Below are 25326 nucleotides of genomic sequence, written 5' to 3'. Positions count from 1 at the left end.
AATGGCTATTTTTGAAGCATAACTAACCCAAAAAAATATGAAAAAGACCGTTTTTTCTTTTTATCTAATGCTAACTTTGGTGCTAAGCGTTCATTCACAAGTGCAAAGTCCTTCCCAGTTTTTACCCAATTACGGAAAACAAATAACCTATTATCATCAAGCTGAAAATTATTTCAAGCACCTTACGGAAAAGTCCACTTTGATCAAACACCAGAAATATGGAGTCACTCCGGAACAAAGAGACTTGAATGTGTATTTTATTTCCAGTCCGGAGAATTTAGCTAATTTGGAACAAATTAGAAACAACAATTTAGCAGCCATTGGTTTATCCGAAAATAAATCTCAAATGATTGGCGATAAATTAATTGTATGGTTGAGTTTTAATGTTCACGGAAATGAATTTGCCGGAACCGAAAGCGCTATGACTGTAGCTTACGAATTGGTAAATCCTTCGAATACAGAAACTAAAAAGTGGTTAGAAAATACCATTGTAATCCTTGATCCATGTATAAATCCAGATGGATATTCCAGATACGGAAATTGGTTAAGAGAAATTTCAGGTAAAAAAACGCACCCGGAATTGTCAGACAGAGAGCACATGGAAGTTTGGCCAGGTGGAAGATACAACCATTATATTTTTGATTTAAATAGAGACTGGGCTTGGCAAACGCAACCGGAAACGCAACAGCGTATTGCGTTATACAACCAGTGGATGCCTCAAGTTCATACGGATGTACACGAAATGGGATACGATTCTCCCTATTTCTTTCCACCATCAGCAGAACCGTTGCATGAATATATTGAGAAGTATCAAAAAGATTTTCATTACACTTTAGGTAAAAATATTTCTAAAAAATTCGATGCGCAAAACTGGATGTACAATACCGGTGAACGTTTTGATTTGTTTTATCCAAGTTATGGCGATACATATCCTACTTACAACGGAGCTGTAGGAATGACATTGGAACAAGGAGGAATAGGAGCGGGAAGAGAAGTTGTGATGAGTAATGGAATCAATTTGACTATAAAAGACCGATTGACGCATCACGCAACAGCAGTTTTGACGGTTGTAGAATCGGCGGCATCTCAAGCAGATGTTTTGCTGAAAGGATTCAGAGGTTTTATGAATAATTCCCGAAAAACAGTGAAGGGAAACTATAAAATGTACGTGATGAAAAACAATCCGAAGTTAGTTCAAATGGCGGATTTGTTGAAAAAGAATAATGTAGAATTCAGTTATGCTGATGCCAGTCAAAAAGCATCCGGATTCAATTACAATACAAAAACAGAGAAAGGTTTCACGATTGAGCCCAATGATTTAATTGTAAAAGTAGACCAACAAAAAGCTGTTTTTGCGCAGGTACTTTTTGAACCAAACCAAAAACTAAATGACAGTTTATCGTATGACATTACCTCTTGGGCATTGCCTTTGGCGTATGGAGTTGAAGGATATGCGGTGAAAAATAGTTTAGTCATTAAAACAAAAGCGTCAATTGAAGTACTGGAAAAAACGATTCCTCAAAATGTATATGCATTTCATATTCCGTGGAATAACAGAATCTCAGCCCAAGTTTTGTCTTTGTTGCACCAAAATAATATTAAGGTTAGGTCAGCGATGAAAAAAGCCGTTTTTGGTGATACAACTGTAGAGCCAGGAGGTTTGCTGGTTACCAAAACAGATAATCCTAAAGTAGTTGACTTTGAAAAAACGATTACAGAATTAGTAAAAATAAAAACAGATTTTAATTATATCTTAACTGGTTTTTCTTCGAATTCTAAAGATGTTGGCGGCGAAAATTTTAATTTATTGAAAGCACCTAAAATTGTTTTATTGTCAGGCAAAGGAGTTGGTTCTACTGAATTTGGTTCTGTTTGGTATTATCTGGAAGAAACGGTGGGTTATCCAGTAAGTGTTGTGGACGCGGATAATTTTAAAAGAATAAAATTATACAATTACAATACATTGATATTGCCTGATGGGTATTACAATTTCTCGGAAGATCAACAAAAACAAATTGGAGAATGGGTCAAAAATGGGGGGAAAGTAATTGCCATGAATAGTGCCCTTAGTTTATTTGAAGGAAAAGAAGGATATGCTTTGAGTCCTTTTGCTACGGATGAAGACAAACTTAGTTCTGAAAAAGAAGCCTCGGAAAACGAATTAAAAGAGCGATTCTTAGATTTCCAAGATACAGAACGCAGGTATATTTCTAAATCGATTCCTGGTGCTATTATTGAGAATCTTTTGAATAAAACACATCCAATGTCTTTTGGTTTAGGAGATAAATATTTCAGTTTAAAAACGGATGACAGACATTATTCATTATTGAAAAAAGCAACAAATGTTGTTTATGTGCCTAAAGATTATAAGAGTTATGGCTTTGTAGGTAATGAAATCAAAAAGAAATTGAATAACACCGTAAGCTTTGCTGTGGACAAAAAAGAAAATGGCGAAGTAATTTATATGGTAGATAATCCGCTGTTTAGAGGTTTCTGGGAAAACGGAAATTTATTGTTCAGCAATGCATTATTCTTGGTGGATTAAATAATAAAATACGAATACCTTTTATAAAAAAGAGCACGAAATCATCGTGCTCTTTTTTATTCAGACTGTATAGTTTTAAAAAGGGTAGCCAATAGCCAAGTTGAAAATCAAGTTTTCTTTTCGCCAAGCGCCACTTCCAAAATTGATTTGATCTAAAACCCAACGGTCACCATTGGGTAAATATGGTTTTCGAATAGGGAAGGCGAGATCTGTTCTCAGAATCAAAAACGAGAAATCGAAACGCAAACCGGCTCCGGCTCCAACGGCTATTTCGTTCAGGAATTTTTTTGAAAATTTGGCTCCGGGTTTATCCGGATTCTCATTCAATAGCCAGATGTTTCCAGCATCTATAAATAAAGCACCTTTCACCAATCCGTAAATTTTAGCTCGGTATTCAGTATTAAATTCCAATTTTATATCACCGGATTGATCAGGTAAAAAAGTATTGGTATTCGTTGATGCGCCATCAAAACTTCCCGGACCAATAGAACGTGCTCTAAAGGCTCGTAAACTATTGGTTCCACCAATGAAAAATTGCTTTATAAATGGCATTTCACGGGAGTTTCCGTAAGCATATCCAGCGCCTACAATAACTCGGCTGGCCAGTTGAGAATCTGGACTGAACTTATAATAATGTCTGAAATCATTTTCTATTTTAACAAATTGACTAAAAGGAACATCAAATAATTTAATGGCGTCCTTTTTTTCAATGTTTGCACCTGAAGCTAATCCGGCGATGTTACCGGCTAAGTCGATCGTTCCTTTGTAATAAAAGGTATTTTTCTTTCTTTTTTGAAGTGTATTAGTGTAGGTATAGGAATAGGTTGGTCCAAAAATTAATTGCTTTTCAATGACTTTTTCTAACGATGGGTTCGCATCGATTTGTTCCTGATACAACGCAGTTACATTTTGCGGACTGGCATACGTAATCTCAGTTACATTAAATAAATGCTCTTTTCGTTCGTTTTCTTTCCATAAATAACCAAACGAACCTTTGAAGGTTTGCAGGGAATATAATTTGGTTCTGTTTTGAAATTCATATCCTAATGTTGCCTTCGTTTTTGGAACAAAACCACTTGGAGAATTTAGCTTAAAAGGAGCGACCAATCGTGGCCAAACTAAATTCGCTTCGGTTCCAATGCGGTATACATTAAATCCATTATTCTGACCGGAAACTTGTACTTCAACACCTCCAAAAGCAGAGATGGTAAGCAATTCAGCACCTCTGAAAGTATTTCGATTGCTCCAGTTCAAATTGAGTTCCGTTCCTGTATAATTAGCAGAATTCGTTTTGGCTAATAATTCCAGTCGTATTGATTTTTTTGGTAATGGCGTCAGATAATAATACGCATCCAGATAATTTCCTGTTGTATCAGAAACTCTGAATTGATTTTTTACGAATTTGAAAGTCCCAAGATTTACTAATCGATTCAAGGATAAATTATGATCGGTGCGGTTGTATAAATCATTTTTTTTAAAATATAATGCTCTGTCAAAAATGCGGGGTTTAAATAAATTCTCCGGATCAATAATGGTTAAGTCATTGTATTTTTTGATGGAATCCATATTGTTTTTTACACTGTCGGAACCAATTGAATAGTTTGGATAAACAATAATTTTATTGATTTTGTATGGTGTCTCTGCCCGTTTTGGAGCTTCGTCTTTTACTTTTACAATAAGATCCACTTGATGGTTTGCAACAGTTGTATCCACTTGTACTTTAAGATAATCAGGATTAAAATAGAAGAATCCTTTTTCCTTCAGTCTGGCATCGATGCGAACTCTTTCTTCTTTGATGGCATCAAGACTGTATCCTTCTTCTTTTTTCAACAGACTTCTTCGTCTGGTATTGCGAACTGCAGTCGAAATTATGGAGGAATCCGTGGGGAATTTTACTTCTTTAATTTTATATTGTTTCCCTGGTTTTACACTATATTCTGCGGTTGCTTTTTTACCATGTCGGGTTGAATCTGCCGATGTTTTTGTGTTGAAATAGCCACTGTTTTCGGCAAAGTTTTGCAAAACACTTTTGTTGTATTCTAAATCTACTTGGCTGTATAAAACGGGAGCTTCGCCTACTTTAGTTCTCAACCAGTAGCGCCAACCTTTTTCTTTCTTTGGCGTCCCAGCCAAATTGTAGATGTATAGTTTCGGTTTTAATCCCAAAATCGAAGAATTAGGCTTTGGTCTAACTACTTCTTTTAATGCCGTTTTTAATGCTTTTTTTTCTTTTTTGGAGACTTCTTTTCCTTCCACGGTTACTTTTGCACCCGTATACAGTAGTTCTCCTTCAGGCAAAAATCTGGTATTGCTGCAGGAGGAAACGAACAATCCTAAAAAAAGAAAGTATATTAAAGGGCTCTTGTTCATCGGATTTATTTTTTAATTCTTTTTCTGTTTTTGCTTTGCTTTTTTCGCTTCACTTTTACGAAATAATTCACTGAATTTATTGTAATCCAGAGTGATGATAAAAGCAATTCCGGTCTCCACAACTTCACCTTGAAGTGCTACTTGATATTTATTTACGCGATACGCTCGTATTTTATACCTTCCATCTTTTGAAAGTTGGTAATCAATCGAAACATCACCCGCAATATTATTAGCGTTTTGATTCACTTGTTGTGGTCCTTCAATTCCAAAGCTGCTTCCTACAGTTACTTTCAATCGATCGTTCAATAATTTTTTTGAAATTCCTACACTTAAATCGGTTTTGTTTTCTCGTTGACCGGTTGTATAATCATCAGAAGTATTCAAATCGAAATTGAGTTCTACCCCTTCAATTAAATCACCCGCCAAATTATTAAGTTGTTGCGACAAAATTTTACTGGCACTTTCTCTTGCTAGTGACGAAACGCTTGTGCCTCCAGTTTCACTGGCAAATGGGTTTTCTCCAATAAAACGATTCAGCAGCAGTAAGGCAAAAACTTGTTTGTTCAATTCATCCGGTTGCTGACGCAGTTGGGTTAATTTTGCTTGTGTAGCATTGATAATTTCTGTTGAAACGCTATTGTTTCCATCGGGCAAAATGATATCAAAAGAAATGTTTGGCTTCATCAATTCACCATTCATTTTCAATTCGGTTTCAAAAGGAATTTTTTGTTTGTACGTGTTTCTTAGTTCGGCAGTAATATCTCCTAATTGATCGTTTACCAAATCAATCGGAGCAGCTTCTGTTTTGTAAACCGCAGTGATATTAATGTCTGCCGTTGTGGGCTCTCCAGTCCACAGGATATAACTTCCTTTTTTGATGTCAAATTTTCTTTTGATAGCATTAAAATTCATTTCATAATTACCTTCAGATAATTCATATCTTCCGGTCAAAGTCGTTTTTCCTGATGGATCAATACCGCCGTTCAATTGTGCCTCTCCTTTTAATTTTAGGTAATCTCCGTTGGCTTTATCAATCACCAATGATAATTCGGCGTCTTTATCTACTTCAATATTTACCGAAGCATTGATTCCTTTTATGTCCATTTCGCTATTCAAATCATCCATAACGATCGTCTCGACTAATTTCGGATTGTCTTGGTCAATGAATTCTACAATTCCTTCTCTGTCAGCAATTGACGGATCTGATTGAGGTAAAACAATAGTGAATTTAGTGTCTTTATTAATTTTGATATTTCCTTCTACAATAGGATTGTCTAAGTTTCCGGATAGTTTCAAATGATTGTCTAAGTACAATTCGCCATAATACAAATCATTGTCTTTTGCTTTAGAATTGACGGCTTTGAAATTATCAGCATCGATGGCTAAGTCAAAACCAAAATTGCTGAAATTGGCACTGTCAATCTTTCCATTGATGGCTAAATCATTGTCTTTTTCATCCTTTATAATAAAATTATCAAAAAGAATCGCATTGGGTGTAAATACAATTTTATCATTCAAAGATTTGAATTTTGCATTGAGTTGCTTCACTTTGAAACCAATTTCATTGAATTTCAATTCTCCAATTACATTGGGTTGAGTTGTATTTCCCGTTATCTTAAAATTCCCTGTCAAGAATCCCGTGCTTTCAGTAATGTTATCCAATGTAAAACCCTGAATGCTTTTTAAGTTCAATTTATCAATGTCGAGATTCATGTCAAAACTGCTGTCAGTCGTCTTGTAATTCCCTTCCAAATTGACTTGATTTCCTTGGCCAGTAATTGCGATTACGGCATCATATTGGTTGACAATAGCATTATTTACTTTGATGCTGATGTTTCCGATTGTATCTTTTTTGAAAGTGAAATTTTCAATGTTTAAGTCTGAAGTAAAAAGAGGTGTGGTGCCTATATTTTTGACCAATGCATTTCCATTGATTTTACCGCTCATTTGCAAATCATCTTTCTCAACGATACTGGTAATGGTTTTTATGTCAAAATCTTTGAAATCAATTGCGATTGGTGCATTTGCCTGCTGAGATTGTGATTGTATGAGGATTTTACTTCCGTCTTTACTCAATTCGAAATTATCGGCATAGATTCCTTTTTTGCCAAAGCGAATTAAATTGTCTTGTGCTATTTTCCAAGATTCATAGTTCAGTAACAAATTATTTGAATCAAGATTGATGTCGTTGTTTCCGTTGGTAGCTTTTAATGTTCCTGCAATTAAGTATCTTTCTTTGTCTTTTGAATCTTTTAATTGCACCGTATAATCTACAATATTGTTTTGCACTTTACCTGAAATACTGGTGTGGGGCAATTGAATTTGTTTGTTTTGAATATCATCAACTATGAAGCTGTAAACAAGATAGTTATCTTTAGTGTCTACTTTGAGGACAGCGTTTGTAATAGTGTTTTCTCCATAAATTAATTTTGGAATTGTACCATTCAAAACAATAGAATCGTTAACAGAGTTGTATCTTCCTTGTATATTAATAGGTTCCAGACTTTTCAATTCAGGAATAAGTTTCACTAAAATAGGACTGTCTTTTACGCCAATTTTAAAAACAAATTCTTGTTTCTCAACTGCTGTTTTTCTTGAATTTGGTTTGCTGTCATAATACTTGGAAATGGAATTTGACAATGCAGTCGCTATTTTTGACAACTTGTATTTTCCGTTGGCTTCCACATCCAAAAACGGTGATTTCAACACGAATGTATTCTTTTCAGAACTGGAAGTTGCCACTGCGCTAATAGAATCAATTACAAATTCTTCTTTTGCATTGACTATGGTAATGTTACGTGCATATACCGTTCCGTTGAGGTAATCGAGATTTACTGATTGAATATCAGCATCTACAACGCCTCTTATTTTTAAAGGACCAGCGTGCAGATTTAATTTTTCCAAATCAGCGATATCCACATTCAGTTTTAGTTTTCCGGTAGGATATTTGTCTTTAAAACTGCCGCTGCTCACGAAATCAAAAGTTAGATTAGGATCTTTTGCGAAAGCAGTTGCATTGAAATTTCCGTTGCGAATAGTTCCTTTTACGGCTACATTTTGGTACGTATATTTATTATAATACGCTTTTAGAATAGTTCCGTTTAAAGATGCAGTTGCTGTTTTTGGATCAAATCCAGTTCCTTTTATGTTGGCTTTTAAAGTTACTTTTCCAATGGAGTCGTTTTTGATAAATTTTCCTAAATCAAAATTAGTCAGTTCCGTTTGGGCATCGTATTTCTCGTAATTTTTTCTGCTTTGATCGAATGTAGCTTTGATTTTTGCATTTCCAAAACTACTTGCAATATTCATATTGGTAATGAAATTAGCAATGGTTCCTTTAAAAATTCCTTTAGCGCTGAATTTTGACGGCAATTGAATCGAATTAGGAATGGTACCTTTCGGTAAAAAGCCAACAAAATCTTTCGAACCGGATTGTAAATCTTTAATATTTAAATCAAAATAGGCTTTGTTGACATCTGGTAAACCAATGATTCTGCCGCTTGCCGCTACTTTTGTAGTTCCAATACCGCTAATTTCCATACTTGGAAACTCAATATTTTTTAATTTTCCTTTTACAGTTCCATTAATCAGTAATATCGCATTGGGATTACTCATAAACGGATTGGTATTATTCAAAGTCGGAGCAAAAAGTAAAATATCTTTAATCCCCAATTTACTTTTTTTCAAATTAGCAGTAAGTCCTAATTCACCCGGATTTTTGGCTAAAGATGCAATGGAAGGATATCCAATTCTAATATCATCTTTCAGTTCCGTTTGAGGAGTTTTTAAATATAATTTTTTAAAAAAGGCATTCTTTTTACCGTAGAAAAATTCAGTATTAAAGGATTGAATGTTTAACCCGCTTTTGTCTTTAACACTTAATGAATTGACAACACCGGAAATATTTACAGGATTGTAATTCAATACATCTACTTGTAAATTTAAACTGGTAATATTCAAATGGTTGTAATCAATTCCTTTTTGAACTTTTGCAATAGTATTATTATCGTAACGGAAATTTATTCGTTTGAATTCCGTTTTCTTTATTTTGACTTCCCAATTGTTCGATTCGGCATTTTCAGCTTCTTTTGCAGGTTTGATTATATCTAATTTATCAAAAGTCAAGGCACCTTCTACACCAGTTAAATCAAGACTTTCTATAATTGCGAATTGATTGTTAAGGTCAATTTTATCAATTTTAGCGAGCAGTTTTTTCAAATAAAAATTTGTGGATAACTTGGTTTCCTCACTTTTATAATCGAAATCAATTTTTGCCAAATCAATTTCGCCTAATTTTAATTTTAAGATGGATTCCGGTTCGTTTTTTATCGCTGCCACTTTGGTCGCATTGGATATTTGAACCAAACCTTGCTTTAATTTGAACTTTAATCCATTGATTTTAGCTTTTGGAATTTCAAAGTTCATTTCGTTTAAATCGAAAGTTTTAATTTTCGTTTCAAAATGCTTTAAATTGGCATAAATATCATTTTTTGTAACGGCATCGGTATACTTAAACTGGATGCGGTCGAGTATTATTTCTTCCACTGAAAACTGCATTGGTGGCGAATCACTCTTTTGTTTTTCTGGTGAAGCAAATGCTTTTATGATGTAATCAAAATTAAAAACAGCTTTGGAATCTCTATTTAAATTGGCTGAAATTCCTACTAATTCTAAGGAATTGATTTCGACTTTATTGTTTATCAATTGAAACAGACTGATATCGGCAGCCAACTTTTCTCCAGCAAAAAGAGTATCTTTTTTTTGGTCCTCAAAATAAACGCCTTTAAGAATTACTTTTTTGGGGAATTCAATTGTAAGGCTATCAACCCTCACTTTGGTTTTGATTTTTCCTTCCAGATACGTTACTGCTTTATCTTTGGCATAATTCTGAATAGAGGGAATTTGAATAGCAACAAACAGAATTAAGAATAACAGGATTATAATTCCTATTATCCAAAGGAAAATTTTCAAACTTTTCTTTAAGTATGTTTTCAAATGAGGTGTGTTTTTTGGTTAAAATTAACCAATTTAAATAAGAATTGCAATCTTGTCTGCAAATGGAATTACTTACAAAGATTAAAAATTGAAAACGAAATACATTATAAAATTCAAAAATAATGTTGCAAAATTACTAGATTATATAACAAGAAAATGCGTGATTTTTATGTTTTGTAGATGGGAATTTCATTAAAATTTTGAGCTTGTTTTTCATCTAATAAAATATCTTTGACAGCCATTAACATAGCTTTATTTGAAGTAAAAAGTTCTCTGTTGAAGTTTATTACCGTTGTGATGTCAATATCTTCAATAGGTGCAAGTTGTGCCTCAGTATAAAAGGTATTGAGTGCTGTTGTGTAATTTTTTTGAATCGTATCAAATTGAATTCTTAGTTCTTCAAAATCCGAGCTTTTTTCGGTGTTCAAAAACATATTTAATTTCAGGTACAGTTCTTCGGTTTCTTTTTTATGATGCAGGAAAAACTGATATTTAATTTCTTTTGATGAACTGCTGAGGTTTGTAATGTTACTTCCAATATCTTTTATACTTTTTACTGCATGCATGGAACTTCGCACTGCAGAAATCAGTTGGTTCAGTTCAGAATTTTGTTCACTGTTTAATTTCACTCTTAATTTCAAATAAAAAGCCTGTAATTCGCCTTGCAATTGTTTTAGAAATTCATATTTCTCTTCCGTAGTTTTTGAATTAAAATTTCTTTTATCATTGATTTCCTTGTAATCAATTCGTTGGTCAAGTTTATGGGTTTGGATTTTGAATAATTCCAAATTGAAAAGCATCGAGTTGTGAATAAAATATCTTGTCTCTCTTCTAAATAAATCCAACGCTGTTTCTGGCTCTGCGATTGATGCGTTGCTTATAAATGCTGCCGTCGAACCATCCGTGTTTTTGAAAAAGCGTTCCAAAAAGGTAGTAAATAAATCCAAAACAGGAAGAAATAATACAATAGCCAACAGATTTATTAAACTCGAAAAAGTAACCAACCCAATGAGCGGATCTTTGATTTTTATGATATCGGTTATCAGCAGGATAATAGGTCTTAGCAATATAAAAGCAATGGCAGTAATGAAAATATTAAACAATAAATTGCCCAGTGCGACTCGTTTTTTAGACGCATTTCCGCCAATAGCGCTCAATACTATTTTAATAATGGTACCCGTTTCACTACCCAGAACGATTGCAGCTGCCATGGGAAATCCTATCGCTCCAGCGTTGAGAGCACTCAATGTTAGTGCCATAGTTACAGAACTCGATTGAACAACCAGCGTAATCAAAAAACCAATTATCAGAAAAATTAGTAACGGTTTTGAAGCATATTGTGAAAAATTAAAATATTGAACCTGCGTTTCCATAGCAGTTTTCATGAAGGAAAGGCCAATAAACATTAAACCAAAACCCAAAAGAAAATAGGAAACATATTTTATGGTTTTCCGATTTCCAAGTAGGATTAAGAGAAAACCTCCCAAACAAACTGCCGGATAAGCAATAACTTCTATATTGGTTTTAAAACCAAGTGTTGCTACCAGCCAGCTGGCAAGTGTTGTACCCAGATTTGCTCCTAGAATAATAGCCATAGCATTTTTCATGGTAAAAACTCCTGCGCCAACAAATGCCAAAACCATCAACGAAACCATAGAACTACTTTGAAGAATACCGGTTACTATTGTTCCGCCGGCTACTGCACCAATGTTGTTTTTTGTAATTCGCTGCAGAAACAGTTTGAAATTTCTCCCCGAAAGATTCTTTAAGGATTCCTCCACAAGATACATGGCAAAAAGAAACAGTCCAACGCCAGCGGAAAGTTTTAATATTGTATTGAGGGTTTCCATAGCTAAAAATAGGACTAAAGATACTTAAAATTAATGATTTAATCTTTTCTTAACGACGTATTTACGCTTGTCTGGATTCGAAAAAAAGTAAAGGTTTTAAGCTTTTAAATAAAAAAACTACAGCTTTTTAGGGTTGTAGTTTAGGATTGAAATTAGGATTTGTAAAACTAATAATCTGAATAATCAGTTGGGTACAAAAAGGTAATGTCTATGTGAGAAATATTGTTTTTGTATTTTTCCTTAGCTATTAATCCTTTCCATTCCGGCGAATCTACAAAGGCTTTCCAATGCGAATCTCTACTTTCCTGATCTGCAAAAGTGGTCATGTACATCAAGTTTGGCATTTTGGCTCCTGAAATAACTTCGCCATAAAAAACAGCATTAAAAGCAAGTCGGTCAAAGAGTTTTATTTCTCCGCCGGCATTAAACATATCGACTTTGTTTTTATAAATCGCTTCGGTTGCTGATTCATAGCTTCTTAATTCATACACTCTATTTGCTCTTGGACTATTCAAAACGGGAGTTGACAAAATAGGATGATCTGAAAAAGCTTTCAATAAAATTGATTCGATACGCAAATAAGGCGCTTGTTTATAGGAAGCATTTAAATAATCTGTTCCAAAGGCTAAATAGTTTTTGTCTTTGGCTAGTTTATCTTCCAATTCCAGAAATTGAGTCATGGATGAAAACGGAATTACCAGCATCACTTTTTTTATTGTATCAGTAGCATTTGGTTTAGGTTTGAACACACCAATATTTTTAATTCCAAGTTTTTTCAACCCTGGAAGAAATGCCTCTTTTAGATATTTTTCGGTGGTTTGTACTTGCTGTTCCGTTTTGAAAATATAGGTTTTAATTTGGTAGAATTCCCTTGATTGCGCTACATTTTTTTCTGTGGTTGTATGATCAGTAGTTATTTTTTTAAAGCTACTCATACTTAAAATAATAACTACTATAAAAAGTAATTTGGTTAATTTCATTTTTAGTTTTTTTGATTGAAAATTGATTTCTATTAGGATTATAAAAGTATAAAAAAAAGTATCACTTTTTTTGAATTGTATAAATTGATTCCATCGAATTTAAGAATTTAATAAAAGGGGAAACTAGCCAATAATAAATCCAAAAATTGTATTTAGCGCTAATTGTAAAACTATATATTTACACTATGAAGTTTAAAGTATTTAGCGAATTATCATACGAAGTTTTTTCTCCAACCACCTTTATTTTTAATATACAGGCTGCAAAATCTGCTTGTCAAACTATCATTTCAGAATTACTTATTGTTACTCCTGCCATAAAATTTGAGGAATTTACTTTAAAAAATTCAGGCACACGATTTGTAAAAATGGAAGTGGGGAAAGGCGTATTTTTTACTTTAATTTACGAAGCAGAGGTAGAGGTCAGTTATACCGTTTATGATGAAAAAGTACTTTTACAATCTATACCAATCATAAATCTGGATCATGAAGTATTGCCTTATATTTCTCCAAGCAGGCATTGTGAATCGGATAAGTTATTGGAATTTGCCACTAAGGAATTTGGATATTTACCCAATGAATATGCTAAAGCAAAAGCCATAAAGGAATCGATTTTTAACACTGTCGAATATAAAACCAGCGTTACCAATTCGAGTACTTCAGCCTGCGATACATTACTTGATAGAGTAGGAGTTTGTAAAGATTTTGCCCATTTAGGAATCGCATTATGTCGAGCGTTAGACATACCGGCACGCTATTTTACAGGATATGCCTATAATCTTAATCCACCGGATTTCCATGCATGTTTTGAAGCCTATATCGGTGGACGATGGTTGTTTTTTGACCCTACTAAATTAGCGGTTGCTAATGGATTAGTGAAAATTGCTAATGGGAAAGATGCTTCAGAAGTAGCGGTTGCCAGTTACTTTGGGGATGTTAATTGCACGTTTATGAAGATTGAATGCCAACCCATTACAGCTGATTTTACCCCTTTTAATTCTGAAAACGATAGAATAGAAGCGATTTCTTATGAATGAAATTATATAGCTTAAATGTTTATTAAAGAGTTTTTAATCTAAATTTTTTTTGACGGTAATTCGGTTATCGTTTCCCATTTTCCAGATTTCTCCGAACAAAGTAACCTTTTCTCCTATTTTAAATTCACGGTATTTCTCTGCACTTCCAAGGTTAGGAATACTGATTACAGCAAAATAGATTGTTCCCTCAGTTGTTTTTATTTTGGCAGTATAGTCATCTTTTCCTTTTTCGACAGATTGAACTGTTCCAGTGATTTTAGCTTCGGTAATATTCTTGTGTTTCAGTTCCAATATTTCTCTGACAGTAATTTGTTTCTCTTTTCCCATTTTCCAAAGTTCTCCTTTTACCGTTATGGTATCTCCAGTTTCGGCTTGTTTGAATAATTGAAGATTTTTCAAATTAGGAATACTAATTGTTCCGTAATAAATGCGTCCTTTTGAATTTTCAATTGTTGCAGTGTAGCCATCTTTCCCTTTTTGAATAGCCAAAACTTTTCCGCTAACGGTAGCTGTTTTTACAGATGAACACGATAGAATACTTATAATAATCAGACTTGCAATACTTTTCTTTATTGGGAATATTTTCATGTTTTTTTGTTCAGTTTGTTACTATGTAATAATCACTAAATGTATCATTACTTTTGATAACATCATGATGCTACGGATAACAAATTATGATTTTTTATTTTAATCGAAATTCATGTATTTCTTTGACCAATTCGTCTCTTTGGTACCAATCATTATAAACTAAATGACATTCTTTAAAGTTGAATTTTCCAAAATCAAAATCCCGATACTTTTCTAATATTTCAAGCAGTTTTTCTTTATTCTTGATTTCTTTTCGAAACCTAGCAACAGTCGTATGAGCTGTTTGAATAGAATAACGTTCATCAATGCTTTGTTCCAGTCCAGAATTTATAAAATTAGTTCTCAGGTTGTTTCTTAAATCATTTAAGGAATTAGTATTGGTGAAGCCCTGTACCATTATAGCAGAAGGAGAGGCAGTGATTCCTTGAAAATTAATTGTTATATCTTGTATTCCAACAAGGCTTTTTTTGATAATTTTTACATAATCAGGAATCGAAATTGTTGCCAAATTAAAACCATCATAACAGGAAATAATAGAGAGCACGGTAATATGAACATCAGAATTTGGATAATAATATTGCTCAGGATCGATTGCTTTGAGTTCTTCTAAAAAACCTTGAATCTTATTTTTGATATGAATATCCGGCCGAATTAATAGGGTAATACCAAATCGATTGTCTGTCGCTGAATCAATTTGGGTGTCAATTTGATAAGTGTCTGCAGCAATTTTTTCTACAGATTCTTTATAGAGAGTAGTATAATGCTCGTTTAAATCCATTCGTATTAATTATGATTTTATTACTTTACGATTCAAGATATGATTTTAAAGACCTTCGAAATTATCACTTTTAGGAAAAATACTCAAGGTTTCAATGGCAATTTCAGGAGTAGGAGAAGCTAGTTTACGAAGTTTAGTATCCATCCAAGCGCCGTCAACTGTTATGGTCGCACAAAGTTTGTTGTCTTCATTTAAAAACTCATGCACAATGGACCAACGGGAAGCATCTGCATTTACTTTTGAGGTTTTGGTATGCATGAAAATTTTGTCCGAAAGTTTTATTTCTCTTCTAAAAACACATTCTTCCCTAAATAGAATAGGGCCAAAATTTTGTGCTTGCATGACTTTCATTGTTAAACCAAGACTCTCTAGAATTTCGATTCGGTGCTGTGCTCCAAAGTCATAATAAGCACTGTGTCGGACATGAAAATTTGGGTCAAGATCAGACCAACGGAAGGATAATTCTTTGCTAAATGAAGTCATTGTTGTTTTGTTTTTAAAATTATTTTTAGGATACTTTCAGGATTATATTTTAATGAAAGTAAGTAGGTTTTATAAAATCGAAAATACAAATAAAAACGGAATGTAATAATGGAACTCGATGCTTTTTAAGGCTTTTTTATGATAGCCACACAAAATTAAATAGCGTGTTTGTTAGTTATTCTACTCTAAAAAATATTGTGGCGTGTCTTTTGTATTAGAAAAAAGAATTATCCAATTCCGGATAATAGAAAATAACCATGTATGAAAAAAATAATTGTACTGTTGTTGCTAACGGGTGGTATGTATGCTCAAGAACAAGTGTTTAATGTGCAACGGTATTGCATAGATGAGCAACCTTTTAAACAAGGCGAATGTAATATCGCTGGAAATGAATATTCTTTTGTGTTCTTAGATACTCAAAAGCGTGATGTGGTTTTCTTTTTTACGACTACAAAAATGAAATATAAAATTGTAGACTCTGGTATTTTTTCTCGGGATAGGAATTTCACCTTCTATACTTTAGAAAATGAGAAAGGTCAAGTAGAAATGAGGATAAACCAGCAGCATACAAAAATTGAATTTCTGTATCCTAACAATCACATTTATTTGACGGTAGGAAAATCTACTAAGGCAGTGAATTAAAAATTAGATTTTAAATTGAATTAGTTTTTTCTTATTCATTATGATCCCAAAAAAGCATTACTAGGTTTTTTTAGGAGTTTAAATTTATTTTGCCAACTTGTTTTAGTTTTGCCTAAGATTAATCATATTGTTTTTCCTTAATCATAAATTCTATCAATTCTTTTGTTTGAAGATCAAGTTCTTGGGTAGTATTGTGTATGTGATTTAATAGTTCTTTTATTTCATCTTTTGAATCTATAGGGAGTTTAAGTAAGGTGTAGGTAAGTCCTAAGATTTGAGAAACGGAGTGTCTAATTTTATGATTTATTTTAAATAACATTTCAGTAATTGATTTATTATGTTCCAGTATTAGTTTTTCGGTTTTATTACGCTGAGTTTTGTGTGCAATTAAAATAAAGGTTACCACCCATAATGCAATCATAGATATTAATCGATCACTATAAATACTAATGTGTGTATTGCTATTTTGGAAATAAAAAAATTTAAATAAAATAAGTATAGTTGAAATGAATGAAAAAACATAAAGAGTTGATTTTTTCTGATCTATAACCATTGTCATTGGGATTAAATACAAAGCACCTATTGCTGTGCCTAGGGGAGTACAGAAATCTATAATAGAAAGAATTAGAATTGTTAAAATAGCAAGAGTTTTAAAGTTTATTTTTTTTATGCTAGTTGTTATTTTTGTATCTGGTATAGTCATTATTTTAACTTTTTAATTGAAATCAATGTTACGTTTTATAAATAAATTAAGTGCCAAACATTTATTGTTGTGCTAATGTAGTTTAATCTATGTTAATATTGATTGTGAAATTATTTAAGTATGTATGAGTGTTAAAAAAATATCGTAGAGCCCCTAGTAGTGTAAAAAAGCCTTGCAAGTTTTAAACGTATTTCTAACTAACAAAACAGATTGAAAACTTGAGAAATAAAATGAATAGTGGGAAATAACCATTGAAATGAATTCAGAATAAATACTGGGTTAGTTTACAATTTGCTTTTCGCCAGAATGACAATCAGATTGTTCGTATTTGCAGAGAAACGTTAGGGCGGATTTGCAAACAGAAGTGTTTGAAACCTCATTCGGGATTTAAAATTTCATTTACTTTATTGGGACTACCTCCACATTTTCTACAATATCTTTAATAATCATAACTTCTAATTCCTGTGAAAACTTCAGTTTTGGTATTTTATATTCTTTGAGATTATTGAGTTTTTTATAAATCACTGGAACTGCCCTTTTGAATATAGTTCAGATTCGAGTATTAAAGGGCGAACTGAAATAAATCATATGCCGATAAAAAATGAAATCAATATTACAAATGTGTGCTTTAGTGGCTGTAAAACATGATCCTCAACTCAAAGAATATTATGAAAGAAAAAAGAGGAAGGTAATAATACAATGCTGGTTTTAAACAATGTAAAAGACAAAATTATAGGTTGTGTTTTATCAGTAATCAACAGACAAACTTCCTATATGAATACATATGAATTTGCCTGTTAATTATGAAATTTTTACTTGTTTTTTATTATGGAATGCGCTGGTTATTTTGTTTAAGCAGCTGCAACAATAATTGTCAAATAATAATTTATACAGTGTAGAATAGTCAACAACATAAGTTCTTTATTTTCCATATTGTCTAATTCTGTTGAAGTTTCAATAGTATAGTCAAAATTTAATTTACTCCATTTGAAATCAGTATCAACAGTTAATATCTCATTTTCTTCTGCATCAATAAGTATAAATCTATTACTCAGCAGTCCTTTCAATTTTAATAAATATTTTTTTTTACTTTCATTAAAATTAGTTGTAATTAGAATTCCTTTCCAACCCATTTTAAATTCTAATAGTGTTTTTTCTGCTTTTTTTAATTCAATTTTAGAATCCCAAAATCCTTTTGGCTCAAGTTGATAATTCGAATTGTCTGCTAACTGTATTTCTGCTTTAAACGAATACCATTTCGTATAATTTAATTCTCCAATTTTAGTATTTTCTATTGTCAAACTGAAACTTTTAGAATTTGTTGAGTTTGCTTTATATTGTCCCATTTTTAGAATTTATTACGTAATTATTTTCTATAACATAACCTTATTGTTTGATAGCTAACGTTATCAAGCCTCTATTTGCTTGAAAATTATGAAATCGAGTGTTTTTAGCTAAACGAGAATAGGATTAAAAACGAGAATTCCATTAAAATCTAAATATGACAAAACAGGTGTTGTGCAACGTCACGTTAGAGATGTTTTAAATTAGCTTAACTCTATTTTGATCATAAACAAGTCTGCTTAAATCTTTAATTTTTCCTACTTCTAAAATTAATGAGAAATGGTATTTTATATATTTAAACCCAGATGCCGTATCCTTCGCAAAATGCTGCTGCAACATAATCGTTAGATGCATAGGCATAACCATTATCTCCCCAATCAGTTCCCCAACTGTTGCGAATGATAAAATGATTTTTAGTATAACCTACAATTGCAATTGCGTGTCCTGTATCTGGAACAACAGTTGTTAAATCATAAGAATCCAGTTTTCCGCCATTATTATAGTTTCTAAAGTTCCAGTCGGTATCAGTCATTGCTATTATTGGACCAATACTTGCTAACCACATTCTAAGATGATCTAAATTGACATCGTATTCCTTAATAATGCTGTAATAACTATTGATAGAAAATAGTGAAGCGATCGAATAAAAAGTTTCAGCATCCATTTGTGGGTCAATTATTCTTCCACCAAATGGAAGGTGTTTATCTAGAACAGCACCATACTTTTTTAAAACATTTAAAGCACCTTTAAGAGGTGTGCCTGAATTTTCAATAAAAGTTTCAGGGTAGGTTGTAAAATTATCAGTTTCTTTTGCAGCCATCCAAGTAAATTGGACTGAAAGCCTTTCTGTTTCGTTTATTTTCTTAGCTCTTACTAAATGCCATCTCAATAATGAATCTGTAGCAGCCCATGCAGTACAAGAACCTGTATAACCTTGATTACCTATTTCCCACCAATCATTACCTATTCGTAAATCTACTTCTTCGGGAAAATCATGCTTTACAATGCCATTAACTATTGCATGTATAATGGTCCAATCATTTTCTTTTTCTCTTGATCTAACACAGTGGGCAATTGGTTTTTTTATTGTTTCTTCTATAAATCCTCTTGCTTTTTCTTTTAAACTATCTTCAGTTTTTCCTCCCACTCTTCCTCCTGCCATCTCACTTTTTCCACCTCCTGTTCCGCCTCTTGTTCCACCTTTTCCGCCTTTTCCTCCGGATGTGCCTCCTTTTCCTCCTGAATTTCCTGCTATTCTTTCTGACATAATAATTTATTTAAGGGTTAAAATAGTTGCTCATTTTTAGGCTGAAATTGTGTGCCAGTTTTATAACTTGACGAATAACGAGCAATATGATTTTTTTGTAGTAAATATAGGTGTTTTTTGCTTTTTGAGAATAATTTAAGAGGATTAATACAAAAGTTCAATTCACTGAAATACTGTTTCTCCTTTACTCAAAGAGATTCTTACTGATTTGATGTATAAGCTTTTATTTTTCCTCTTTTAGATTGACTGTTTTAATATTAAAAGTCAATTTTTAAATTTTGAATTGGCTGATGCTGATTTTGACCCGTTATGTTTACTTGTTAAATCTTGGGAGCTTATTAAATTGGATTTTTTTGAAAGTATTAATAAAAATTCGTAATTCCAAAAATGTAATTTAATCCTAAATGCTCTAGCTCCGATAGCAATGGAACTCCTTTTTATTTTTATTGGAGTTCAATGAACTTCGTTTGCAATGAATAGCGGGACACGAGCGAAGCGAACTGACGAAGTAATCAGCTCCTGATTACGACTTCCGCCAAAATGGCAAACCCACTGAAATGTCATCTTGTCAGATTTTTTTACGCCAATTTTAACATAAACTGACAATTTAATAGGCCGTTTTGTATTGGCACAAAGATTGACTTATCGACTTCGAGTCATTAAAACAAGTATACAATAAAATTAAATATATTAAAAATGGGTAAAATAATCGGAATTGATTTAGGTACGACCAACTCTTGTGTTTCTGTAATGGAAGGTAATGAAGCAGTTGTTATTCCTAATGCAGAAGGAAAAAGAACAACACCATCTATCATCGCTTTTGTTGAAGGTGGAGAAATTAAAGTAGGAGATCCTGCTAAAAGACAAGCGGTAACTAATCCAACTAAGACTATTGCTTCTATCAAACGTTTTATGGGTCACTCTTTTTCAGAGGTTTCTGCTGAAGCAAAAAGAGTTTCTTACAAAGTAGTAAAAGGGGACAACAATACACCACGTGTGGATATTGATGGTCGTTTATACACTGCTCAAGAATTGTCAGCTATGACACTTCAAAAAATGAAAAAAACAGCTGAAGACTATTTAGGTCAAACTGTTACGGAAGCAGTTATTACTGTTCCAGCTTACTTTAATGATGCACAACGTCAAGCTACGAAAGAAGCGGGTGAAATTGCAGGTCTTAAAGTAATGCGTATTATCAACGAACCTACAGCTGCTGCACTTGCTTACGGTTTAGATAAAAAAGGTAAAGATCAAAAAATTGCTGTTTACGATTTAGGTGGAGGTACTTTTGATATTTCTGTTCTTGAATTAGGAGACGGAGTTTTTGAAGTATTGTCTACAAATGGTGATACTCACTTAGGTGGAGATGATTTTGACCATGAAATTATTGACTGGTTAGCTGCTGATTTCTTAACTGAAGAAGGTATTGACTTACGTCTTGATCCAATGTCATTGCAACGTTTGAAAGAAGCTGCTGAGAAAGCAAAAATTGAATTGTCTTCTTCTGCTGAAACTGAAATCAACTTGCCATACGTAACTGCTACGGCTTCAGGACCAAAACACTTAGTTAAAAAATTAACTAGAGCTCAATTTGAAAAATTAACTGATTCTTTAGTAAAACGTTCTATGGCACCAGTTGCTAAAGCGTTGAAAGATGCAGGTTTATCTGTTTCTGATATTGACGAAGTTATCTTGGTTGGAGGTTCTACTCGTATGCCAAGAATTGCTGAAGAGGTTGAAAAATTCTTTGGTAAAAAAGCGTCTAAAGGAGTTAACCCTGATGAGGTTGTTGCAATTGGAGCAGCTATTCAAGGTGGAGTTCTTTCTGGAGATGTAAAAGATGTATTGTTACTTGACGTTACACCTTTATCTTTAGGTATCGAAACTATGGGTGGTGTTTTGACTAAATTAATTGAGTCTAACACAACTATTCCAACTAAAAAATCTCAAGTTTTCTCTACGGCTGCAGATTCTCAACCAACAGTTGAAATTCACGTTTTACAAGGAGACAGAGCTATGGCAGTTGACAACAAAACTATCGGTCGTTTCCATTTAGATGGTATTCCACCAGCTCCAAGAGGTGTTCCACAAATTGAAGTAACGTTTGATATTGATGCTAATGGTATCATCAAAGTTTCTGCAACTGACAAAGGAACTGGAAAATCTCACGATATTCGTATCGAAGCTTCTTCTGGATTAACAGCTGAAGAAATCGAAAGAATGAAAAAAGATGCAGAAGCTAATGCTGATTCTGACAAACTTTTAAGAGAAAGAGCAGAAAAATTGAACGAAGCTGACGGAATGATTTTCCAAACTGAAACTCAATTGAAAGAATTAGGTTCTAAATTATCTGATGAAAACAAAGTTGCTGTAGAATATGCATTAACTGAATTGAGAATGGCACACCAATCTCAAGACATTCCTGCAATTCAAACTGCTCTTGACAACATCAACGCTGCTTGGAAAAAAGCAACTGAAGCGATGTATGCTCAAGGAGAACAAGGTCAAGGTGAAGCACAACCTCAAGGGGATGCTGCTCAAGGAGACAATGTTGAAGACGTTGAATTCGAAGAAGTAAAATAATAATTTCCCGTAGAGACGGACTGTTGTCCGTCTTTATAGTTGATTTAAAAACCGTTCGCCTTTGGTGAACGGTTTTTTTTTATGGGTTAAATAAAAACCCGACCTATTTTAGAAACGGGTCGGGTTTTGTTATTTATTATTATCATTATTATAACGTAGAGACGCACTGCAGTGCGTCTCTACAGTGTAATCACATCAAATACAGCATAAAAAAAAGGGAAAATGTTGTTGAACATTTTCCCTTTTTTAATTCATTATTTAGGATCTAAAGCTTGTCCTATTCTTGAAATTAAATCTTGTAAGTGATACCTACTCATTCGATCAGTCATTCTTGATGAGGCTAATTTCATCTCGTTTTTTAAACTATTCAATTGACCTCTTGCAATAGAAGGTAAATCAGTTTGAGCAAGATTTACTCTTCTTGTCGTGAAACCGTAAGTAACTCCTACAGGAACCGATCTAACCATGGCTGTACCTGGTTTAAGTAATTCGATCATTTTGTCAACATACAATTTTTGAATGTTTCTGCGATACACATCAATGGAACCGCTTCCTTTCAATTCAGAGAAGATTCCATTTTTTAAGTCGCTTACTAATTCATCAGCGGTATAGTTGTTTTTACTCATAGAAGAAGTTTCTATAAGGCGAACAATTCTATCTCCAGCCAATAAACTTGATAAGGTCGCATCTTGCATTCCTTTGATTGCTTCAACACCGCTTTCTGGGTTTATTTTCGAAAGGATATTTTGATCCAATAACCATTTTGGTGTGGTGAACAATTGAGTGTTCAAGAATAATACAGCATCTTTTTGGATAGCTCTTGGAACTACTTCAAATTGATTTCCTGTCATGTCATACGTTTTTGGAGAATCATAGATTCCACCTACGTTTTTAGTAACATGGCCCATATATCTTCTGAATTGTCCTGTAAGTGCACCGTAAAGTTCATCTAGTTCAGCGTAGCTTTCTCCGTTTTCTTTAGTCCACTCTAATAAATTAGGCAAAATTCTTTTTAGGTTTTTGATTCCGTACTCAGAAGCTCTCATCGCATTATCTCCAATATCCTCTGTTTGGTATCTTGGGTCATAAGGACTGCTTTCTGTACCAAACCATAAACGGTTATTTTTGTATGCTTCTTTTGTCATTTCATTCAACTTCGCTTTTTCCTCAGTTTCAGTTTTAGCTCCGTCAAAATAAGAATACCCCCATTTAATAGCCCATTTGTCATAATCCCCAATTCTTGGGAATAAGGCAGTAACACCATCTTCTGGTTGTGCCACATAATTAAAACGTGCATAATCCATGATAGAAGAAGTATGTCCGTTTTTATCTTGGTACGCTTTATCTCTTAGTTTTTCAACCGGAGTGGCAGAACTTGCTCCCATGTTATGACGTAATCCTAAAGTGTGTCCTACTTCGTGAGAAGATACAAAACGGATTAATTCTCCCATTAATTTATCATCAAACTTTTTTGTTCTTGCTGCAGGATCTACAGCTGCAGTTTGAATCAAGTACCAGTTTCTTAAAAGACTCATGATATTATGGTACCAACCAATGTGGCTTTCCAAAATTTCACCACTTCTAGGATCATGTACATTTGGTCCGTATGCATTTTGAATTTCAGCAGCAAAATATCTCAATACTGAAAAACGAGCATCTTCCAAGCTCATTGTTGGATCATTTTCTGGCCAATATTCGCCACGAATTGCATTTTTCCATCCTGCAGCTTCAAATGCTACTTGCCAATCATCAATACCTTGTTTAATGAATTTTTTCCATTTGTCAGGTGTAGCAGGATCAATGTAGTATACAATTGGTTTTAGTGGCTCAATTAATTCCCCTTTTTTTTGCTTTGCAGCATCTTCGGCAGATTTTGGCTCTAAGCGCCATCTTACAGCAAAAGTTTTAGTGTCTGATTTTTGAGATTCTTCTTCAAAAACTCCATATTCGTTTGCAAAATATCCTACACGTGCGTCAAATTCTCTTTTGCGCATAGGTGTTTTTGGCAATAAAATCATCGAAGTATTCATCTCAACCGTAATTACTCCAGCATCTAATGCAGAAGGTAAATTAACTCCAATTTGTGGTGTTGGAGTAATTGAAATACGAGGCGGAGTAGTTGTAAATGTTTTTACAGTTCTAATCTCAGTATTTATAGGATAACTACTTATTTTAGATATGAATGATTTATCCTTTTGAAAAGTTACAATGTTTAACAATTGTTTTTTAATTGGATCTAATGAAAAAGTCTGAATATCACCATCGAAAGTACTCGTTAAATCGATTACATATCCAGCATTATTTTTACCGGTTGAATCTTTTTTGAATGCCAAGATATCATAGTTTCCAATAATTGGATCTGAAGTTGAATTCTTAACCGCTTGAGCCATTGGTTTGTCGCCGTCCGGAGACATGATAACGTAGGTAACTGATCTAAGAAGAATGTTGTTGCTCAGCCCTTTTTCCCAACGAACCACTTGTCTGTTGATTTCTTCTCCTCCAAAAATCCCTCCTCCGGCTGGAGTTTTAGAATATCTGGTTATTGTCATTATTTCACTTCCTAAAAGGGAGTCTGGAATTTCAAAAAGATATTTGTCATTAATTTTATGAATGTCAATTAGTCCTTTTTGTGTTACTGCGGTTGAGTCAATAACTTTTTTGTACGGTTTAGGTTCTTTCTTACCGTCTTTAGATTCGGGTGCTTTAGCTTCTACTTTAGCAGGGGCATTTTTGTCTGCTCTTTTCTTTTTTTTGCTTTGTGCAAATGTGCCTTGCGCAAAACAAAATAACAGACAGGTAATAATTAGGGTTAGTTTTTTTTTTACCATTTAGTTAATGTATTAATAAAGTTTATAATTGGTTATGGTCTACAAGTCGTGTTTTATTGTGTTTTGTTACGACTTAAGTTCAAATTTATTGATATATTTTTTATAAAAGGCCCATTTTGAGGTGCGATTTTAAATAATTAACAATAATTAACAATCGTTTATTAATTGCTTTTTCCATTTCATAACATGATTTTTCTCATGTATGGAATTATTATTTCGAGGGATCTTTGTCTTTTTAAATACTAAATTAAACCCATTTTTTTTATTTTTAGGAATGTCAAAAGTACCGGAAAACGATTTTTTTGTAAAAGTTTTTTGTAATATTACTACATAAAT

At 33.2% G+C, this 25326-nt stretch carries 15 protein-coding genes; 4 read left to right on the top strand and 11 right to left on the bottom strand.

The genetic code is table 11. The annotated features are described in order from the left end of the window. Nucleotides 1–37: 37 nt before the first annotated feature. The gene (locus QLS97_RS12825; RefSeq protein ID WP_282717176.1) at nucleotides 38–2545 is read left to right on the top strand and encodes a M14 family zinc carboxypeptidase; all 2508 of its coding nucleotides are present in this window, start codon (nucleotides 38–40) and stop codon (nucleotides 2543–2545) included. Between the two features lie 75 nt (nucleotides 2546–2620). Here the strand turns inward: QLS97_RS12825 and tamL are convergent, their stop codons facing one another. The 4 genes from tamL to QLS97_RS12805 form a co-directional block, all read right to left on the bottom strand. After that, complete coding sequence (gene tamL, locus QLS97_RS12820; RefSeq protein WP_282717174.1) at nucleotides 2621–4915, bottom strand: translocation and assembly module lipoprotein TamL; 2295 nt, start codon at nucleotides 4913–4915, stop codon at nucleotides 2621–2623. A 12-nt stretch (nucleotides 4916–4927) separates the two neighbouring features. Next, the gene (locus QLS97_RS12815; RefSeq protein ID WP_282717173.1) at nucleotides 4928–9910 is read right to left on the bottom strand and encodes a translocation/assembly module TamB domain-containing protein; all 4983 of its coding nucleotides are present in this window, start codon (nucleotides 9908–9910) and stop codon (nucleotides 4928–4930) included. A 167-nt stretch (nucleotides 9911–10077) separates the two neighbouring features. Beyond that, on the bottom strand, nucleotides 10078–11760 hold the full coding sequence (locus tag QLS97_RS12810; RefSeq protein WP_282717171.1) for a Na/Pi cotransporter family protein: 1683 nt from the start codon (nucleotides 11758–11760) through the stop codon (nucleotides 10078–10080). 167 nt (nucleotides 11761–11927) lie between these two features. After that, a complete protein-coding gene (locus tag QLS97_RS12805) occupies nucleotides 11928–12740 on the bottom strand; it encodes an NIPSNAP family protein (protein ID WP_282717169.1) in 813 nt (270 codons plus the stop codon). 185 nt (nucleotides 12741–12925) lie between these two features. Here QLS97_RS12805 and QLS97_RS12800 point away from each other — a divergent pair, with 185 nt between their 5' ends. Next, on the top strand, nucleotides 12926–13774 hold the full coding sequence (locus tag QLS97_RS12800; RefSeq protein ID WP_282717168.1) for a transglutaminase-like domain-containing protein: 849 nt from the start codon (nucleotides 12926–12928) through the stop codon (nucleotides 13772–13774). 33 nt (nucleotides 13775–13807) lie between these two features. Here QLS97_RS12800 and QLS97_RS12795 read toward each other — a convergent pair whose 3' ends face one another. From QLS97_RS12795 to QLS97_RS12785, 3 genes are all read right to left on the bottom strand, one after another. Further along, on the bottom strand, nucleotides 13808–14362 hold the full coding sequence (locus QLS97_RS12795; protein WP_282717166.1) for a hypothetical protein: 555 nt from the start codon (nucleotides 14360–14362) through the stop codon (nucleotides 13808–13810). A gap of 94 nt (nucleotides 14363–14456) precedes the next feature. Continuing rightward, nucleotides 14457–15140 (bottom strand): 2'-5' RNA ligase family protein, encoded by a 684-nt coding sequence (locus QLS97_RS12790; protein ID WP_282717164.1) that lies wholly within the window; start codon nucleotides 15138–15140, stop codon nucleotides 14457–14459. Nucleotides 15141–15185: 45 nt separating this feature from the next. Next, entirely contained in the window at nucleotides 15186–15623 is a 438-nt protein-coding gene (locus tag QLS97_RS12785) for an acyl-CoA thioesterase (RefSeq protein WP_282717163.1), read from the bottom strand. A 261-nt stretch (nucleotides 15624–15884) separates the two neighbouring features. On the opposite strand from QLS97_RS12785, the gene QLS97_RS12780 reads away from it, so the two are divergent. Then, a complete protein-coding gene (locus QLS97_RS12780; protein WP_282717161.1) occupies nucleotides 15885–16265 on the top strand; it encodes a hypothetical protein in 381 nt (126 codons plus the stop codon). A gap of 118 nt (nucleotides 16266–16383) precedes the next feature. On the opposite strand, the gene QLS97_RS12775 is transcribed toward QLS97_RS12780, so the two are convergent. The 3 genes from QLS97_RS12775 to QLS97_RS12765 form a co-directional block, all read right to left on the bottom strand. Next, the gene (locus QLS97_RS12775) at nucleotides 16384–16968 is read right to left on the bottom strand and encodes a hypothetical protein (protein WP_282717160.1); all 585 of its coding nucleotides are present in this window, start codon (nucleotides 16966–16968) and stop codon (nucleotides 16384–16386) included. A gap of 851 nt (nucleotides 16969–17819) precedes the next feature. After that, nucleotides 17820–18314 (bottom strand): hypothetical protein, encoded by a 495-nt coding sequence (locus tag QLS97_RS12770; RefSeq protein WP_282717159.1) that lies wholly within the window; start codon nucleotides 18312–18314, stop codon nucleotides 17820–17822. A gap of 293 nt (nucleotides 18315–18607) precedes the next feature. Then, complete coding sequence (locus QLS97_RS12765; protein WP_282717158.1) at nucleotides 18608–19579, bottom strand: C1 family peptidase; 972 nt, start codon at nucleotides 19577–19579, stop codon at nucleotides 18608–18610. Between the two features lie 696 nt (nucleotides 19580–20275). Here QLS97_RS12765 and dnaK point away from each other — a divergent pair. Further along, on the top strand, nucleotides 20276–22162 hold the full coding sequence (gene dnaK / locus QLS97_RS12760; RefSeq protein WP_282717156.1) for a molecular chaperone DnaK: 1887 nt from the start codon (nucleotides 20276–20278) through the stop codon (nucleotides 22160–22162). 254 nt (nucleotides 22163–22416) lie between these two features. On the opposite strand, the gene QLS97_RS12755 is transcribed toward dnaK, so the two are convergent. Further along, on the bottom strand, nucleotides 22417–24990 hold the full coding sequence (locus QLS97_RS12755) for a zinc-dependent metalloprotease (RefSeq protein WP_282717155.1): 2574 nt from the start codon (nucleotides 24988–24990) through the stop codon (nucleotides 22417–22419). Between the last annotated feature and the right edge of the window lie 336 nt (nucleotides 24991–25326).

The organism is Flavobacterium yafengii, assembly GCF_030010375.1.
Classification (GTDB): domain Bacteria; phylum Bacteroidota; class Bacteroidia; order Flavobacteriales; family Flavobacteriaceae; genus Flavobacterium; species Flavobacterium yafengii.
The sequence above is the reverse complement of the archived record's forward strand: the minus strand, read 5'-3'. Positions and strand labels throughout refer to the sequence as shown.